We start from the raw sequence: 17384 nt of genomic DNA, 5'->3' as shown, positions 1-17384 counted from the left end.
CTCGTTGTAGGCGTCCATGAAAGTGCGGATCGCATCGATCAGGTCCGGGACGCGCGTGTGAAGGTGCCGCGGCGGATGACCTGCCGGGTGATGATGCTGAAGAAGATTTCGACCAGGTTGAGCCAGGAGCAGCCGGTCGGAGTGGCACGTCCTAACCAACACCTCGTACGTCGACCGCGGCACCGACTACTGCACTCGCCGCGACGACTCCGAGACCCACAAGAACCGCCTCATCCACCAACTCCAAGACCTCGGCTACACCATCGAACTTACCCCAGCAACCTGAGCCACAACAACCGATGCGAGACCCAGCGAGGCTGCGCCCTGCCCACTCATCCAGTTTCGTCTGAATGGAGGCCCTGCCTGACCCTCTACAAGGTCAGCGAGCTGCAACTACTCCTCGCCACCTGGACCGGAACATGCCCCGCCTGCCACCCCAAGATCAGAACCATCCACCGCAAAACGAAGAGCGCCCGGCGAACAAAGCACTGTTAGCCGCGCAGGTCGCGGCAGCGGTAGCCGATGCTGCCGAGGACCGTGAGAGTGCCGGCGACGAGCAGCATGCTGATCGTCGCGGGCCAGTCCGGTGGCAGGTCAGGGACCGGGGCGAGATGGGCGAACGGAGACAACTGCGCCACCCAGGTTGGCGCGCCGGCGCTGTCGACGATGACTTGAAGGAGGAATCCGCCAGCTGCGGGCAGGGCGCCGATGAGCGCGACGGCGCGCGGTAGCCAGCCGAGGGCGAGTAGGGCCGCGCCGAGGCAGAGCAGAGCGATGGGTAGGACGTTCACCGACCCGGCGAGGGCGGCGCCGAGGCCGAGCGGCGCGTCGACGACGGTCGCGCCGGCCCAGGTCGCGAGGCCGGCGACGGCAGTCAGGATCGTCGCACCGCATCCGGTGATAGCTACCTCGGCGGTGAGTAGCCGGGCGCGGGTGACAGGTTGGGCGAAGAGGAGGGTGAGGCGTCGGTTGGTTTCGTCGGCGGCGGTGGCGGCGAGGCGGGCGGCGGTGAAGACCCCGACTGGGATGGCGAGCAGCATGAACAGTGCCGCGACGTAGCCCTCGACCGAGCCGAGGCCGGCGAACCCAGCCTGCGCGGCGAGGTCGGCGAACCGTGGGTTGTCGGCGAGGAAGCTGGTCATGGATTCCGCGAGCAGGCCGATGAGCAGAAAGTAGGCGCCTACCCCGGCCGCCCACGCGGCGAGGGGGCGCAGTAGGCGCCGGGTCGCGAACCCGGGCACCGAGCCGAGCAGCCGCAGCCGCGGCGGGCGGCCCACCGGGGCGGCGAGCCAGCCGCCACCGACGTCCCGGCGCCCGGCAACCTTCCGGGCCGCGATGAGCAGGCTTACGGCGGCGACCGCCAGGACCACCATCGGCAGGAGACGGTTCGCCTCATATGGCCGGGAGAGCGCGACCAGCCCGAACGGCGACAGCCAACGCAGCCAGCCCAGAGAGTCGACACCGTCGCCGACCATCCGCATGAGCAGTCCGGCGCCGAGCAGCGCGACCGCCGCACCAGTCGCCGCACCGCGGCTTGAGAAGACCTGTGCCGTCAGCGTGCCTGCGGCGCCGAAGAACACCCCAAACAACGCGAGTCCTGCCCCGTGCAGCAGGGCCCCCTGGGGTGCGGTACCGACGGCGGCGAGCGCACCGGCCGTCGCCAACCCCGCGACGAGGAGGGCGGCAGCCACGACGGCCAGGTGCCGCACCACGATCGAGGTGAGAGGGATCTGGCCGGCCGCCAGCAGGTCCCAGCGGCCAGCATCCTCCTCACCCCGGGTGATCCGGGTGGCGGCGAGCAGCCCCCACACCCCGGCGAGCACGGCGAGCACGGTTCCGGTGCGCCAGACGGTGAACCCACCCGGGTCATCCAGTGCGACCGGCTGGCCGAACAGGGTGCGGATGGCGGGGTTTTCGGCCAGAGCGGCGAGCGCGGCGGCGTCCACCGTGTCGCCGATGGTGCTGGAGTAGGTGGCGGCGACCGTCGCCGACATGCCGGCCAGCAACGCGATGACGATTAGCGCGCTGCGGCGGACCTGCCGCAGCGCGAGCCTGGTGACTGCCCGCCCGGCGGCGCCAATCGCGGGCGTTGCCGGTGTTTGCCGGAGGCGGGTGTCGACGGCCGTCATCGGGTGGCCTGCGTGTAGTAGCCGAGGAAGATCTCCTCTAGGGTCGGCTCGTGGACCTGCAGCGCGGTCACATCCGCCGCAGCCAGGGCCCGCAGCGCCGGTGCCGGCGGTCCGGTGAGGGTGAACCGCAGCCGGGACGATTCCGTCAGCTCGACGCCCTCGACGCCGGGGACCTGTGCCAGGTCCGGGGCCGGGCCGGTGAAGGTCACCTCGACCTGGCTGCGGTGCAGCTGGCGCAGGTCCGTGACCCCGGCGACCTCGACCAGGCGACCCGCGCGCAGGATCGCCACCCGGTCGCACACCGCTTCCACCTCGGCGAGCTGGTGAGAACTGAGGAACACTGTCTGCCCTCGTTGGCGAGCCTGCCTGACCGCGTGCTGGAACTCGCGTTCCATCAACGGATCGAGTCCGCTGGTCGGCTCGTCCAGCACGAGCAGCGCGGCGCGGGTCGCGAACGCGGCGACCAGGGCGACCTTCTGCCGGTTCCCGGTCGAGTACGCCCGCCCGGGTTTCGACAGGTCCAACGCGAACCGCTCCACCAACTCGTCGCGGTAGGCCCGGTCGACGCCGGGGCCGGTGCGGCCCAGCAACTCCAGCGTCTCCGCGCCGGTCAGGGCTGGCCACAGCGCCACGTCGGCGGGCACGTACGCGATCGACCGGTGCGCTACCGCGACGTTGCCCGCGTCGGTGCCGAAGATCCACGCCCGGCCGGCGGTCGGGCGGGCCAGGCCGAGCAGCAGCCGGATAGTGGTCGACTTGCCCGCCCCGTTCGGGCCCAGGAAACCGAACACTTCACCGGCCGGCACACTCAGATCCAGCGCGTCCAGCGCGCACACCCGTCCGTAGCGTTTGGTCAGGCCGGCGGTACGAATGGCAGGGACATCCACGGAAAGCCTCCCAGGATCGGCAGCGGACACGACTGCCGACCAGACTTCCCGGCGCACCAAGGCAGAGCGTACGCGCCGCACGTCGGCGCGAGGAAGCCCCGAGAGGTCGACCCGCCGCCAGATTGGCGGGATCCGCACAATCAGGCCGCGCCAATCAGCAGCACAACCCATCAGGCGGCAGACGGTGGGCGGCGGACAGCATGCAGCGGGGCGTCGCGGGCGGGCGTCAGCCCCGCACACCGCGTCCCTCGTACACGTCCGGCACCCCGTCAGCGTCGCTGTCACGCTCCTCTAGCGCGCAGATCCGCTGGTAGTGGCGGTTACGGACCCGCAGCACGAGGGTGGCCAGCACCGCCGACAGCAGCGACCCGAACAAAACGCCGATCTTGGTGTGATCGTCCCGCTCGCTGCCGGCCCCGAAGGCCAGCTCCCCGATCAACAGCGACACGGTGAACCCGATACCGGCCAACAGCGCCAGCCCCAACACATCCCACCAGCCCAGCCCGTCGGCAAGTCGAGCCCGGGTGAACCGCTGCACAAGCCACGTGGCGCCGAACACACCGACCGCCTTACCCACGACCAGACCGACCGTGATCCCCACGGCGACCGAGTCGGTCAAACTCGCCCCGAGCCCACCCGCGCCGGCGACCGACACCCCGGCGGCGAAGAACGCGAACACCGGCACAGCAACGCCGGCCGACAACGGCCGGAACCGGTGCTCGAAATGCTCGGCCAGCCCGGGACCGGGCCCCGACTTGCGGCGGATCACCGGAACCGTGAAGGCGAGCAGCACCCCGGCGACCGTGGCGTGAACCCCGGAGGCGTGCACCAGGGCCCAGGTGACCGCCGCCAGCGGCAGCAGCAGCCACCACGACCGGACCCGCCGCTGTACCAGCAGCCCGAACACCGCCAGGGGGATCAGCGCCAGCAGCAGCGGCACGAAATGCAGGGCGCTGGTGTAGAACAGGGCGATGATCACGATCGCGAGCAGGTCATCGACCACGGCGAGAGTCAGCAGGAACGTCCGCATCGCCGCCGGCAGGTGCGTGTTGATCACGCCGAGGACCGCCAGGGCGAACGCGATGTCCGTGGCGGTCGGGATGGCCCAGCCCGCCAATGCCCCACTGGTGCCGGCGTTGAACGCCGTGTAGATCAGGGCCGGCAGTGTCATGCCGCCGAGCGCGGCGGCGACCGGCAACATCGCGCGGCGGGGCTCGCGCAGGTCACCGGCGATGAACTCCCGCTTGAGTTCCAGCCCAGCAACGAAGAAGAAGATCGCCAGCAGGCCGTCGGCGGCCCACTGCGCCAGGGTCAGATCCAGATCCAGATGCAGAGCGGTGGGGCCGAGCTGGAAGCCGCCCAGCGACCGGTACGCCTCACCCCATGGGGAATTCGCCCAGACAAGGGCGACGACCGCGGCGGCGAGCAGCAGCACCCCGCCGACGGTCTCGGTACGCAGGATGTCGCCGACCCGGCGTACCTCCGGCCAGCTGCCCCGAAAGAGCAGGTGGGACGGGGGACCGCTGCTGGGCGGGGCCATCGAGTTCCTCCGGAAGGGTCGGCAAGACAACGCCGACCAGACTTCCCGGCACACCAGTGCCGATCCTAGCCCATCCACGATCAACTGCCTCGTGTAGGCGGCGGGGGGCGCATCGCTCGGTGAGGCGTGCCGCCCGACGAGTCCCTCGCCGGGCGCTCACTTATGAAGTGAGACGTCGCCTGTCAGACGATGGCGAAGGAAGGACCGGGCGCGGTTTCGATGCTGCGCGCGGCCGGGTTCAGTGTGCGTTGGCGAAACGCTCCACGTCGCTGATCCTGCCCACGACGAGGAGGATGTCGCCATACATCAGCACGGTATCCGGGGTGGCGTAGGTGAAGGCGGCGTCCCGTCTGTCGGCCTGTCGCTTGACAGACACGACGGTGACGCCGTACCGGCTGCGCAGGCGAGACTCCCGCAGGGGGACGCTGACGACATCCCGCGGGGGCTTGGTCTTGACCATGGCATAGTCGTCGTCGACCTGGATGTAGGCGAGGATGCGGCCGGTGAGCAGGTGGGCGACCCGTTCCCCCATGTCGAGTTCGGGCAGTACCACATGGTGGGCGCCGACCCGATCGAGGATCTTGCCGTGCGGGCGGCTGATCGCCTTGGCCCAGATGTCGGGGGTCCCCAGGTCGACCAGCAGTGAGGTGGTCATGACGCTGGCCTCGACATCGGTGCCGATGGCCACGACCACGCGGCGGAACTCGGATACGCCGAGTAGCCGCAGCGCCTCGATGTCCGTGGCGTCGGCGGTCGCGACGTGCGGCAGCCGCCCGGCAAAGCTCTGCACCACCTTCAGGCTGTGGTCAACGGCGAGAACCTCGGCGCCCTGCCGGTGGAGTTCCAGGGCGAGCGCGCCACCGAAGCGGCCGAGCCCGACCACCGCAACCATCTCTTCCTCGGCGTCAGCCAACGATCGTCCTTCCGCGGGAAGTTCGAACCGGCGAGTACGCTCGCGCAGCGCAAGCGCGGAGGCGAGGGTCAACGGCCCGGTCGGGCCCAGGAACATCAGCCCGACGAGGAGTAGGGCGCCGCCCGGTGGCAGGTCGGCGGTGATGCCGGTGGACAGGCCCACGGTGCCGAAGGCGGAGACCGCCTCGAACAGTACCCGGTCAAAGCTGTGCGAGGTCAGGGCTAGCAGGAGGAACGTGGAGACCTTCACCGCTCCGATACCCAGCACTGCGACGGTGAGCGCCTGGCGTTGGTTGGTCTCGGGAACCCGTCGGCGTCCGACGTTGACCTTGGTCTCGCCGCGCATCTCGGACCAGATGACGAACGCGAGCAGCCCGAACGTGGTCACCTTCATGCCGTCGGCGGTGCCGGCGCTGCCACCGCGAAACGCTGGTCGACCCGTTCCGCGACCGTCTGCGCCGCCGCCTGGCCGAAAACCCCAGCGTTGCGGTGACCCGCCTACTGAGCGAGGTCCGCGAACAGGGCTACACCGGCAGCGCCAACCTGCTCGTGCGCTACCTCAACCAGGGCCGCGCCCACGCCGAACGGACTCCGCCGTCACCCCGCCGGCTGGTCGCCTGGCTCATGACCCCACCGGACAACCTGCCTGCTCACCGCAGTCACCTCGACGACCTGCTCGCCGCATGCCCGCACCTGACCATCCTGGCCCGGCGAGTGCGCGAGTTCGCCAGCCTGCTCACCAGCCGCCGCGGTCAGGACCTCGATGCCTAAATGGCCGCCGTCGACGCCAACGACCTGCCCTGCACGGCTTCGTCCACGGCCTGCGCATGGACCTGCCCGCCGTCGCCGCCGGCCTGACGCTGCCCTACAGCAACGGCCCGATCGAAGGCGCCAACACCAAGGTCAAGCTTCTGAAATGGCAAATGTGCGGCCGAGCCGGATTCGCCCTACTCCGGCAACGAGTCCTGCTCGCGTAGGTCACTCACAGCGACCACCGTTTCTGCGCCAGCGCCGAAGACTTGGTCCCTGGGGCGGCGTGGACCCGGCCGATGGTCGGGGCGAATCCGGCCGGGAGCCGGGCGGTGATGGAGTAGGCAATCAGGGTCGCCTGTGAGCCTGCCGGCAGAGTGTGGGCGACGTGGGCGATCGGCCGATTCGGTACGGCAGGTGGCAGGTTGATACCCCACGGGGTATGGTCGTGAAACAGGAGGTGGCGAGATGAAACTTCGACCCGAGATGACCGCCGAGGCGCTGACCCGGCTCAAGCGGGCCCGCGGGCAGCTGAACGCGGTGATCGAGATGATGGAGGAGGGTCGGGACTGCCGGGAGGCGCTGACCCAGCTCGCCGCCGTGTCGAAGGCGATCGACCGGGCCGGTTACAAGATCATCGCGTCCGGCATGCGGCACTGCAACGCCGCCCGCGAGCGCGGCGAGCAGCCCGAGATGACCGAAGAGGAACTGGAGAAGCTGTTCCTGGCCCTGGCGTGACCCGCCACGGCTGAAGAAGCGCAAGCCCACGCTGCGTGTCCGTGGCGTGGGCGGGTAGGCGCGTGTCGAATTCGACCAAGGGTAAACGCTGTCCCTCGCATACCCCCCCGGGTATGTGGGTTTTCGGAGAAGGAGTGAGCAAATGACAGTGCAGGTGTCCGTCATCGCGACGTCGTCGTTGGGTGACCGCAGCTACCTGGCCACCGACGGCCAGGTGGCCGTGGTGGTCGATCCGCAGCGTGACGTCGACCGGGTGCTGGCCCTGGCCGGCGAGCTCGGGGTGCGCGTCACGCACGTGGTGGAGACGCACATCCACAACGACTACGTCTCCGGCGGGCTGCAACTGGCCCGACTGACCGGCGCGGAATACCTGGTCGCCGCCGACGACGAGGTGGGCTTCGACCGGATGCCGGTGGCCGACGGTGACGCGGTCGCCGTGTCGGAAGAGCTGCGGATCCGGGTTGTCGCCACGCCCGGACACACCTTCCACCACCTGTCGTACGTCCTCGACGAGGCCAGCGACGGCGGCTGGTCCCCGGTGGGAGTGTTCACCGGCGGGTCGCTGCTGTTCGGCACCACCGGGCGTACCGACCTGCTCGGTCAGCAGCACGCCCACGAACTGGCCCACCACCAGCACTCCTCGGCCCGCCGGCTGGCCGACCTGCTGCCCGACGGCGCACAGGTCTGGCCCACCCACGGCTTCGGCAGCTTCTGCTCGGCCAGCCAGGCCGACGCCCCCGAGTCGACCATCGGCCGGGAGAAGCAGGCCAACCCGGTGCTCCGCCTCGCCGCGGACGACTTCGTCACCGAGACCCTCGCCGGCCTCGACGCCTACCCGGCGTACTACGCCCACATGGGGGTCGCCAACGCCGCCGGCCCGGCGCCGGTCGACCTGAGCCCGGTGGCGCGCGCCGACGCCGGACAGCTGCGGAACCGCATCGCCGCGGGGGAGTGGGTAGTCGACCTGCGACACCGCAAGGCGTACGCCGCCTCGCACCTGGCCGGCACGGTCAGCCTCGGACTGGACGGGCCGATGTCGACCTGGCTCGGATGGCTGATCGACTGGGGTGCCCCGATCACCCTGCTCGCCGAGACCCCGCAGCAGGTCGCCGACGCCCAGCGGGAACTCGTCCGCATCGGCATCGACCGGCCCGCCGCCCGGGCCACCGGAACACCCGACCAGTGGGCGACCGACCACGCTGACCTGCGCGAGCTGACCGTCGCCGACTTCCCGGCGCTGGCCGCCGCCCAAGCCGGGAACACCCCCGCCGGGCTGCCCGCCCCGCAGGTCATCCTGGACGTGCGGATGACCAACGAGTGGCGCGCCGGCCACATCAAGGGCGCCGTGCACATCCCGCTGCCCGACCTGCCCCAGCGGCTGGCCGACGTGCCCCCCGGCACGGTGTGGGTGCACTGCGGCTCCGGCTACCGCGCCGCAGCCGCCGCGTCGCTGCTGGCCAACGCCGGGCGTGAGGTCGTGCTCATCGACGACATGTTCGGGCAGGCCGAGCAGTCCGGCGTGACCATGGCCCCCACCGCCTGACGACCCGCCGTCCCCGGGGCCACCCCAGGGACGGCTTCCCCTTCCGACGTACGGCGACCGGCCGTGACTGGCCGGCCGGCACACCGTGTTGCCCGTTTCCGTGCGACCCCACCTGAACGAGGAGAGACATGAGCACTTCCCCAACGGCCGCCGCCACCCTCGACGCGGCGGCCCTGTGCGAGCTGATCGACTCCGGCCGTGCACCCCGGGTGCTGGACGTCCGCACCGCGGCGGAGTTCGAGACCGCGCACATCCCCGGCTCGTACAACGTGCCTCTAGACATGCTCAAGGAGCACCGCGCCGAGTTGCGAAACCACCTGGACGAGGACGTGGTGCTGGTCTGCCGCTCCGGCGCCCGCGCCACCCAGGCCGAGCAGGCCCTCGCCCAGACCGGCCTACCGAACCTGAAGGTCCTCGACGGCGGCATCCTCGCCTGGCAGGCGGCCAACGCCCCGGTCAACCAGGGCAAGGCGCGCTGGGACCTGGAACGGCAGGTCCGTCTCGTCGCTGGCTCGATCGTGCTGGTCAGCGTCCTCGTCTCGGTCGCCGTGCCCGGCGCGAAGTGGGTCGCCGGGTTCATCGGTGCCGGCCTGACTTTCGCCGCGGTCACCAACACCTGCGCGATGGGCATGCTGCTGGGCAAGCTGCCCTACAACCGGGGCGCCAGCTGCGACCTGGACAGCATCGTCGGGCAGCTGCGCGACGGCACGCCGACCGCGAGCCGGTCGTGACCGGCCTGGTCCTGACCGTCGCCGGGGCGGTACTGATCGGCGTTAGCCTCGGCCTGCTCGGCGGTGGCGGCTCGATCCTCGCCGTCCCCCTGCTGGTCTACGTCGCCGACCTGCCGGCCAAGGAGGCCATCGCCACCTCGCTGCTCGTCGTCGGCGCCACCAGCGCGGTCGCCGTCCTCCCGCACGCCCGCGCCCACCGGGTCCGCTGGCGTACCGGCCTGATCTTCGGCGTCGCCGGGATGACCGGCGCCTACGCCGGCGGCCGGCTGGCCGAGTTCATCCCGGCCAGCGTCCTGCTGACGGCGTTCGCGCTGATGATGCTCGCCACCGCGGTCGCGATGATCCGCGGCCGGCGCAGCGCCGAAGGCAAGTCGGTGCCGCACGAGCTGCCGGTGCTGAAGGTCATCCTCGAAGGCGTGGTGGTCGGCATGGTCACCGGGCTGGTCGGCGCCGGCGGCGGCTTCCTCGTCGTCCCCGCGCTCGCGCTGCTCGGTGGGCTGCCGATGCCGGTCGCGGTCGGCACCTCGCTGGTCGTCATCGCGATGAAGTCCTTCGCCGGGCTCGCCGGTTACCTGTCCAGCGTCAGCATCAACTGGGGACTGGCCGCCGCCGTCACCGCTGCCGCGGTCGTCGGCAGCCTGCTCGGCGGCCGGCTCGCCGGTCGGATCCCGGAGGACGTCCTCCGCAAGGCGTTCGGCTGGTTCGTCGTGGTCATGGGCGTGTTCGTCCTCGTCCAGCAGGCGCCCGCCGGCCTGCGCAGCAACCCGCTGCTGTGGGCGCTCGCCGGGTTCGCCGCCGCCGCGGTGGTGGCCACGATGCTCGTCCGGCGCGGTAAGCGGGCCGGACGGCACGCCGAGCGGGGCGTCCTGGTCACCGGCCGGCGGTGAGACCGGCACGGACGTGATATGCGGGGGTGCGCGAGCGCCGGGCACCCCCGCACGTCATCTCCGGCGGCCCGGCCGTACGACCGGTGGGTCGCCTTGTTCCGGGTGGTTTCGCCGCCGCCACCGGATCGCGAGGACTGTGAGCGCGATCGCCGCGACGGCCAGTAGCACCACCGCGTCCGGGACGGACCCGAGGGTACCGGTCACCCGCGCCTGCGCGGCGCCCTCGACGTCGGTCAGTCCGAGGCCGCCGAACAGTCCGGCGGTGCCGTCAAAGGCCAGGAACAGCGCGCCGAGAGCGATGAAGGGCAGACCCGGAGACCAGGGAGGTGCTGTGCCGGACCCGGCCTGCCGTCAGGACCCGGCCGCGCAGCCAGCGCCGCTCGCCGCGCTGCGTCCCTTCTGCGACACCGACGACGCCGGCCTGCTCCCGTCGGCCAGCGTCGGCATCGCCGAGTATGGCCCGCAGCACGCCACCCACACCGACGGCTCGGCGCCGACGGCGCCCGGCGCGTGCGCCACTGTCACCATGGTCAACAGCCCTGCGGGCGCATTCGACCTGCGGGTGGTGGCCGAGGGCGTAGAGAACGACCGGCAGCACGCCGCGATTGCCGCGATCAGCTGCGCCCAAAGCCAGGGCCTCCTCTACGGCCATCCCGGCCGCCTCGTCGACTTGCGCGCCACCTACTAGGAGGGACCCCTGTCATCGCTTTCCGGGTGGACCGTTGAGCACCCCCACCTCATACGCAGTGGGCAAGATGTCGGCGAGCACCGCGGCCTCGTCGGAGACGCCTCCTCGCCTGTTCCGGTACGGCAGCGGGTGCACCCAGCGTCTCAATCGCCTTGTCACGCCGCCGGAGAACCGGGAAATCCACCGGGCGACGGGCGGAACGCTCTGTCCGGCTGGGGCCCGGTGGCCGGTGTGCCGACGTCGTCGAGCGCAAACTGGCGCGGCAAGTAACCGCGGATCAGCGCCTAGTGCGGCACGATGGCAAGGGGTGGAAAGGTTGTGAGATGACAGACGAGACGCGGCAGCCCGACCGGGCGTTGACCACTGCGCTGGCGCAGGTCGCCGCGGTGGCCGGGCGCGCGCCCTCGGTGCACAACACTCAGCCGTGGTGCTGGCGGGTCCTGCCGGACGGGCTGGAGCTGCTCGCCGTCCGCGACCGTCAGCTCGCCGCCATCGACTCCGATGGCCGGCTGATGACGCTCAGCTGCGGCGCGGCCCTGCACCACGCCCGGTTGGCGCTCGCCGCCGAGGGCTGGGCGATGCGGGTGGACCGGCTCCCCGATCCGGCCCACCCGGATCTGCTGGCCCGGATCGTCGCCAGCGGTCGGGCCCCGGCGTCGCCCGAGGCGATGCGGCTGGTGCAGTGCATGCAGGTACGGCACACCGACCGGCGGCCCGTCAGCGACGAACCGGTATCGGACGAGTCGGTGAAGGCGATCGTTCAGGCCGGCCACGCCGAGGGGGCGCGGTTGCAGATCCTTAGCGCCGACCAGGTGATGGGGCTGGCTGCGGCCGCCTCTAGGGCGGAGGCGGTGGCGGCCGCCGACCCGCAGATCCGCGAGGAACTGCGGTACTGGACCGGCCGGGCCGGACCGGCGGGCACCGGAGTTCCCCCGGAGGTGCTGCCCGAGCAGGCGCCGCAGACCTGTGGGGCTCGTAAAGTCGGTCCGGCTACGCTGCCTGCGAATATTCGTTGATCAATCCGCCTAGGATCGGTCGCCGTTGGATCCGCACACCGTTCAGGTCGACAACGTGCGGCGCAGGATTCGGCGGCTGCTGATCCAGCGATCGATGTGGGCGGTGGCTGTTGTAGTGGGCCGTGTACTCGGCGAGGACGGCCGCGAGGTGGCGCTCGCCGACGATGAGCATCCGGTCGGTGCACTCCCGGCGTACGGTGCCCACCCACCGCTCGGCGAACGCGTTCGCCCGGGGCGCCTGCGGCGGGGTCTTGATCACGTCGATGCCTTCGGCGGTGAACACCGTGTCGAAGACCGCCGCGAATTTCGTATCGCGGTCGCGGAGCAGGCACCGCAGCCCAGCCGCGTGCTGGTCGAGGTCCATCAGCAGATTTCGTGCTTGCTGCATCACCCAGGTGCCGGTTGCATGGGCGGTCACCCCAACCACGTGGACTTGGCGGGTGGCGATCTCGACGAAGAACAGCACGTAGATCCGCTTGAGGAATACGGTGTCGACGGTGAAGAAGTCGCAGGCCAGGATCGTGTGGGCCTGGGCGGTCAGGAATTGTTTCCAGGTGGGTCCGGACCGCCGGGGTGCCGGGTCGACCCCGGCCTGGTTGAGGATCTTCCACACCGTGCTGGCCGCCACCGGGTAGCCCAGGCCGACCAGTTCACCCTGGATGCGGCGGTGCCCCCACGACGGGTTCTCCGCCGCGAGTCGCAGCACCAGGTCGCGGACCTGCTTGTCGACCGGTGGCCGGCCCGGCCGGGCATGCGGGTTCGTCCATCTTCGGGCGACCAGTTCACGGTGCCACCGCAACAGAGTGGCCGGGGTGACGAAGAGCACCGACCAACGGGGACGGGGCAGCAGCCGCGACAACACCGCCAACACCACCCGGTCGGCCGGTTCGAGATCGAGGCGGGTCACCTGGCGGCTCAGCACCGCCACCTGATGGCGGAGCACCAGGATCTCCACATCCTTGGCCCCATCGTCATGGGCGAGCTGGGACAACATCCGCAGGACCTGGCGAAGCAGCAGGTACAGCAACGACGTGCTCATGGCGACGAGCATGCCGGCTGCGCCGGGCTCGAGCTCGCACAGAACCGCAATTCAGACAGCCGAACCGAGTATTCGAGCCCCACAGGGAAGTCGCTAGGCTGACCCAGCTCGGGTGACGGTTGGAAGGATGAGGGTTGAGGCACGGCCGGCGCGACCGTAGGCGTTGGGAGCAGGTCGTGGAGCTCCTGGCCGTCATCATGCTGGCGATACCGACGAGCCTGATTCTGTTCTCCGCTGACCTGTTGTGGCGGGACGGCCCGGCGGCAGGCGTCCTGCTGCTGGCTACGTTCACGGTTCCACCGGGCCTGGCGCTCTGGCTGATCGAGCGTCGGGGCCGCCAGCGGTGAGTGACAACCTGGGTGACGACGGGTGCGGACGCTGCTGGACGAGCCAGGACGATGACGGACTGTTTCCGCAGCTCAGCCATGCTGTCAGCGCAGGTCACACACGCACGCTGGTTCTTTCACACCGAAGCGGTCGTGTCTCGCCTATCCCATGTCTTGGCCTCTAGCAAACCCCATCGGGGCAAAGATGCATGCTGGAGCGAAGGAGACGATGAGAAGCAGGAGGTCCGCAGCCAGGCTATGGAACTGGGAGTTCACCAACACGCTGAGGCAGTATGAGGCGAGCATGAGCGCGAGGACGCGCTTCAACCACGGCCCGTCGTTGACGACGCCGAGCGGCACACCGATCGCCATTCCCGTCCCGCTGAGCACCACGGCCATCATTAGGACGGCCGTAAGAGCGCGGGCAGGTGAGCCGCCAGCGTGAGAGATGATCGACCCCGAGAGGAAGCCAAAGATGACTGCCACGACGGCCGTCGAGGCGCGGACAGTCACTCGCATGGCAGGACACTAGCCTCGGTCTTTCACTTGGACGTCAGTCGATAGCCGGGATTCGATGAGTTCGATTCGCGTGGTTGATGGCGTTTTGTTGGTATGCCAAGAGTCCGGCGCGAGGCCGGGTTCCTCCGTGCTGCTGGTCGGGGCGTGAGTCGTAAGGGTCAGCCGGTGGGCCGGGGCAACGCCGTAAGCTTGCTGAATGCGCTGGTCAGGGCATCGGTCCAGGGCCAGTTCGCGGCGATAGCGACCCGGGTCCGCCGAGCGGTGCGGGTGATCCGGGCAGCGACGTGCAGCAGCCGGTAGCGCAGCTTCTTCGGTTCGGCGGTGGCCAGATCGCCGTCCAGTAGCAGAGCCTGGGTCCAGGCGAGCAGGTCGATGCCGGTCAGCGCGAGTTGGAGCCAGGCCTGGTTGATCGCGAAGATCCGGGACGGGAACCGGCCGAAGCCGGTGTTCTTGCCGGTGCGGATGCGGTCTTCGACGCGGGCGTGTGCCCGATGCCGGGCCTCCAGGTGCTGGATACTCCCGTTGCCGGGCGGGGTGTCTGTGGCCACGACCTGGTGCCGCCAGCCTTCGATGGTGTCGAACAAGCTCAGTTGGGCGCCGGGGTGCGGGCGTTCCCGGCGGACCAGGAACCGGGTGTCTTCAGGCCAGCCTGCGGCGTCGAACAGGCCGGTGATCTCGCATACCTCGGCATGTTCACGCAGGTCACCACTGGTATCAACGGCGGGGACCCAGCCGGTCGCGGCCCGGATCGCAGCCCTGACTGGTTCGGTGATCGCGGCACCGACACTGAATCGGATGTCGAGGTGGTGTTCGCGTAAGGACCTGATGTGGGCAAGGAAGCCGTGACTGGAGCCGGCCGAATCGGCGCGGAGCAGGATCGGGGTGCCGTGCCGCTGAGCGTCGGGGATCTGGGCGAGGGCTTGGTCGAGGACGGTGATGTGGTCGGTGGTGGTGTTCGAGCCGGCCCGGCCCTCGCGCAGCAGGCCGGCGAGGGCTTCGCCGGTGTTGTCCAGGAAACACAGCAGCGGATGGAAGCCGAAGGTCTTCTTCCACGTGCGGGTGGCCGATTCCTTGTCGGAGTGGCAGATCACGATGGTCGCGTCGATGTCGAGGACCAGGCCGTCGACCGGTTGGCCGGCGACTGCCGGTTGTGGCAGGTCGCCGCGGGTGTCGGCGTGCTGGGCCCAGGCGATCTCGCGGGCATGAGCTCGGGCGGCCCGCAGCTCGGCCAGCATCGTGGCGTCGAGCTGCGATAACACTCGCCACGCGGTCGGATCGGACGCGACCGGCCCGAACAGGGCCGCCTGGTCCCGCAGGACCGCCAGATCGGCGATGGCCTCGCCCCCGTCAGCGAGCATCACGGCGAGATCGACCGCTATCCGGCCCGGGTCGTGCCCACCCTGCCGCTGCCTCTGCCGCAGCCCGGCCAACGCCTGGCTGAATGCGCTGGTCAAACCAGTCGCGTCAGCGAGATCGGCGAGCAGCCGGGCACCGGCGTGACCGACCATGCCCCGCCCGTCCCCGGTCACCGTGATCTTCGGACGTGTTGCGGTAGTCTTCACCCAGCAAGTGCCTTCCGTGACGGGTTAACAGGACTCTCGACAAGCCCTATTTTCCCTGATCAGAAGGCACTTCTGCGTTTCCGGCCCACTCCTTGGACAACCCTTAACGACGGGCCGAGGCTAGCTGGTCGCCGTACTGCCCACAGGTACACCACCGCTCGTAGTCTCGCCGCACAGCTGGGTGACTATTTGGGTGACGATCGGGACGGACACTGGCGGACTGCCCCGGACACTGGGGGATAGTCCCGGCAGCTCAGCGGCTTCAGGGCCGCAGGTCAACGTCCCGTATGGATTGCCTGGGGGTCAAGGGGTCGTCGGTTCGAATCCGGCCGTCCCGACAGCGAGAGGGTTTCCGCAGGTCAGCGACTTGCGGAAACCCTCAGTCCATTGCTTTGGCTCGATGCAGTGGCGTGTGAGGCGCTGCTGGAACCCTTAACTCGGGTGGTTTGCGAGCCGATATTGGTTGCCCCCGGCTGTGAATCGCCTGGTAGGCGTACTGCGTGGGCGTGGTGTGGTCGCTGCTGGACCTCTTAACGGCAGGCGATTTTGGACAGACAGGGCATGGTCCCCAGGGCCCCGGCAAAGATGCTCCTATAGATGTCAAGCCGCGAGTTGAAGATCGTTTGCTGTGATGAGCTGGTAGAGCTCGCGGGCGACGTAGCGCTTGAGGCAGCGGATGATCTCTTTCTTGGACATGCCTTCCTGGGTGCGTCGCTGCATGTAGTCACGGTTGCGTGGGTTCCATCGCAGCCGGACGAGTACGACGCGGTAGAGCGCGCTGTTGGCCTGTCTGTCGCCGCCGCGGGCGCCGAGGCGTTCGCCCAGCATCGAGTGCGTCGACCACACTCGTCATTTTCATTCGTCTCCCCGCGTCGTCAGCTCTACACCGGACGTAGAGCAGCCGGGGCACGGAGGCGCGCGTGCATGTCAATCGGCTGACACCGGACAGGATTTCCTGCCGCAGGCCCACATCGCCGCTGTCCAGCTGTGGGCGCTCACGTAATCGACCCAGGGTCGGCTCACGTTATTGATCCGACCCTGGTCGACGCTCGGGCTGAGGTATCGCGGCTGGTGGTGTGATTTCCGTTCCCGGGAACCCGGTGCGGCTTGTGGTGCCGGGTTAGGCACCGAACCGGCGATGGCGGGCGGCGTAGGACCGCAGGGCTCGGAGGAAGTCGATCTTCCGGAAGCCGGGCCAGTAGACGTCGGTGAAGTGCAGCTCAGAGTATGCGGCCTGCCAGAGGAGGAACCCTGAGATGCGGCGTTCTCCGCTGGTTCGGATGACTAGGTCGGGGTCCGGTTGTCCGCTGGTGTAGAGGTGGGTGGCGATCTGGTCGGCGGTCAGTTGCTGAGCGATGTCGTCGATGGTGTGACCGGCTCGCCCTTGTTCTTCGAGCAGGGATCGGATGGCGTTGAGGATTTCTTCGCGGCCGTCGTAGCCGATGGCGATGTTGAGGTGAAAGGCCGTGTTGTTATTCCGGGTGGCTTCCTCGGCCAGTTTGAGGGCGTTCCTGGTGGAGTCGGGTAGGACGTCTAGCCGGCCGGCCGGGTGGATCTGCCAGATGCTGGACGGGCGGGTCAGGCGTTCAGCGACCACGTCCTCGATCATGCGTAGGAGGTTGTCGACCTCGTCCGAGTTTCGCTTCTGGAGGTTGTCGACGGAGGCGACGAACACCGTCACGTGCTGGAGGCCGATTTCGGCGCACCACTGAAGGACTTCGTCGAGGTGTTCTGCCCCGTAGCGGTGGCCGATCTTGGCGTCGGCGAACCCGGCCTGTCGTGCCCATCGGCGGTTGCCGTCCATGACGATCGCGACGTGCCGGGGCAGGTTCGCGCCGGCCAGCTGCGCGTTAAGGCGTCGTGCGTAGAGCGAGTAGGCAGTGCTCTTCACTGTCGTCCACATTCGCAAGATCTAATCATCGTGGAGCTGACAGTTCAGGCGTTTCGTTCGTTCCTTCACACGACTCTCACAACTGCTCGGCGGTCAGGGCTCAGGATGAGGGTTGGTGCGGCTGCCGACCTCTAGCCTCGGCCCTTCGTTAAGGGCTGCGCGGCGGCGGTCGCGGGAACGCGAAAGTGCCTTCTGATCTGGAACGATGTGACTTGTCTAGGGTCTC

At 69.4% G+C, this 17384-nt stretch carries 15 protein-coding genes and 4 pseudogenes; 9 read left to right on the top strand and 10 right to left on the bottom strand.

Going from position 1 to position 17384, the window contains the following annotated elements:
• Window positions 1-491 precede the first annotated feature (491 nt).
• The 5 genes and pseudogenes from ABZV00_RS34415 to ABZV00_RS34395 form a co-directional block, all read right to left on the bottom strand.
• Entirely contained in the window at window positions 492-2129 is a 1638-nt protein-coding gene (locus ABZV00_RS34415; protein ID WP_355613948.1) for a hypothetical protein, read from the bottom strand.
• Window positions 2126-3016, bottom strand: coding sequence for an ABC transporter ATP-binding protein (locus tag ABZV00_RS34410; RefSeq protein ID WP_355613946.1), 891 nt, complete (start codon window positions 3014-3016; stop codon window positions 2126-2128). The genes ABZV00_RS34415 and ABZV00_RS34410 overlap by 4 nt, the downstream gene beginning before the upstream one ends.
• Before the next feature lie 226 nt (window positions 3017-3242).
• Window positions 3243-4556 carry a Na+/H+ antiporter NhaA gene (gene nhaA, locus ABZV00_RS34405; RefSeq protein ID WP_355613944.1) on the bottom strand — a complete coding sequence of 438 codons (1314 nt, stop codon included), beginning with the start codon at window positions 4554-4556 and terminating at the stop codon, window positions 3243-3245.
• Between the two features lie 238 nt (window positions 4557-4794).
• Window positions 4795-5016 (bottom strand): TrkA C-terminal domain-containing protein, encoded by a 222-nt coding sequence (locus tag ABZV00_RS34400; RefSeq protein WP_355613979.1) that lies wholly within the window; start codon window positions 5014-5016, stop codon window positions 4795-4797.
• A gap of 93 nt (window positions 5017-5109) precedes the next feature.
• Window positions 5110-5877 (bottom strand): annotated as a pseudogene (locus tag ABZV00_RS34395) (NAD-binding protein); the annotation flags it as partial.
• A gap of 80 nt (window positions 5878-5957) precedes the next feature.
• On the opposite strand from ABZV00_RS34395, the gene ABZV00_RS34390 reads away from it, so the two are divergent.
• The 8 genes and pseudogenes from ABZV00_RS34390 to ABZV00_RS34355 all read left to right on the top strand — a co-directional run.
• Window positions 5958-6239 (top strand): hypothetical protein, encoded by a 282-nt coding sequence (locus ABZV00_RS34390; protein WP_355613942.1) that lies wholly within the window; start codon window positions 5958-5960, stop codon window positions 6237-6239.
• A 47-nt stretch (window positions 6240-6286) separates the two neighbouring features.
• Window positions 6287-6445, top strand: a pseudogene (locus ABZV00_RS34385) (ISL3 family transposase); the annotation flags it as partial.
• Between the two features lie 241 nt (window positions 6446-6686).
• Window positions 6687-6956: a metal-sensitive transcriptional regulator gene (locus ABZV00_RS34380; RefSeq protein ID WP_355613940.1), complete on the top strand. Its 270-nt coding sequence runs from the start codon at window positions 6687-6689 to the stop codon at window positions 6954-6956.
• Between the two features lie 142 nt (window positions 6957-7098).
• Entirely contained in the window at window positions 7099-8499 is a 1401-nt protein-coding gene (locus tag ABZV00_RS34375) for an MBL fold metallo-hydrolase (protein ID WP_355613938.1), read from the top strand.
• 128 nt (window positions 8500-8627) lie between these two features.
• The gene (locus ABZV00_RS34370; protein WP_355613936.1) at window positions 8628-9230 is read left to right on the top strand and encodes a rhodanese-like domain-containing protein; all 603 of its coding nucleotides are present in this window, start codon (window positions 8628-8630) and stop codon (window positions 9228-9230) included.
• Complete coding sequence (locus ABZV00_RS34365; protein WP_355613934.1) at window positions 9227-10117, top strand: sulfite exporter TauE/SafE family protein; 891 nt, start codon at window positions 9227-9229, stop codon at window positions 10115-10117. Before ABZV00_RS34370 ends, ABZV00_RS34365 begins: the two co-directional genes overlap by 4 nt.
• A 331-nt stretch (window positions 10118-10448) precedes the next feature.
• Complete coding sequence (locus tag ABZV00_RS34360; protein WP_355613932.1) at window positions 10449-10805, top strand: hypothetical protein; 357 nt, start codon at window positions 10449-10451, stop codon at window positions 10803-10805.
• 323 nt (window positions 10806-11128) lie between these two features.
• Window positions 11129-11770: pseudogene (locus ABZV00_RS34355) on the top strand (nitroreductase); the annotation flags it as partial.
• Window positions 11771-11795: 25 nt separating this feature from the next.
• Here the strand turns inward: ABZV00_RS34355 and ABZV00_RS34350 are convergent.
• A complete protein-coding gene (locus ABZV00_RS34350; RefSeq protein WP_355613930.1) occupies window positions 11796-12860 on the bottom strand; it encodes an integrase core domain-containing protein in 1065 nt (354 codons plus the stop codon).
• A 176-nt stretch (window positions 12861-13036) separates the two neighbouring features.
• On the opposite strand from ABZV00_RS34350, the gene ABZV00_RS34345 reads away from it, so the two are divergent.
• Window positions 13037-13207, top strand: a complete 171-nt coding sequence (locus ABZV00_RS34345) for a hypothetical protein (protein WP_355613928.1) — start codon at window positions 13037-13039, stop codon at window positions 13205-13207.
• Between the two features lie 141 nt (window positions 13208-13348).
• On the opposite strand, the gene ABZV00_RS34340 is transcribed toward ABZV00_RS34345, so the two are convergent.
• The 4 genes and pseudogenes from ABZV00_RS34340 to uppS form a co-directional block, all read right to left on the bottom strand.
• The gene (locus tag ABZV00_RS34340; RefSeq protein WP_355613926.1) at window positions 13349-13705 is read right to left on the bottom strand and encodes a hypothetical protein; all 357 of its coding nucleotides are present in this window, start codon (window positions 13703-13705) and stop codon (window positions 13349-13351) included.
• Between the two features lie 158 nt (window positions 13706-13863).
• Window positions 13864-15267, bottom strand: coding sequence for an IS1380 family transposase (locus ABZV00_RS34335; RefSeq protein ID WP_355613925.1), 1404 nt, complete (start codon window positions 15265-15267; stop codon window positions 13864-13866).
• Window positions 15268-15867: 600 nt separating this feature from the next.
• Window positions 15868-16083: pseudogene (locus ABZV00_RS34330) on the bottom strand (IS110 family transposase); the annotation flags it as partial.
• A 304-nt stretch (window positions 16084-16387) separates the two neighbouring features.
• A complete protein-coding gene (gene uppS, locus ABZV00_RS34325) occupies window positions 16388-17170 on the bottom strand; it encodes a polyprenyl diphosphate synthase (RefSeq protein WP_355613923.1) in 783 nt (260 codons plus the stop codon).
• Between the last annotated feature and the right edge of the window lie 214 nt (window positions 17171-17384).

The organism is Micromonospora sp. NPDC005173 (assembly GCF_040608515.1).
GTDB lineage: Bacteria > Actinomycetota > Actinomycetes > Mycobacteriales > Micromonosporaceae > Micromonospora.
This window is presented reverse-complemented; position numbering and strand designations above follow the sequence as displayed.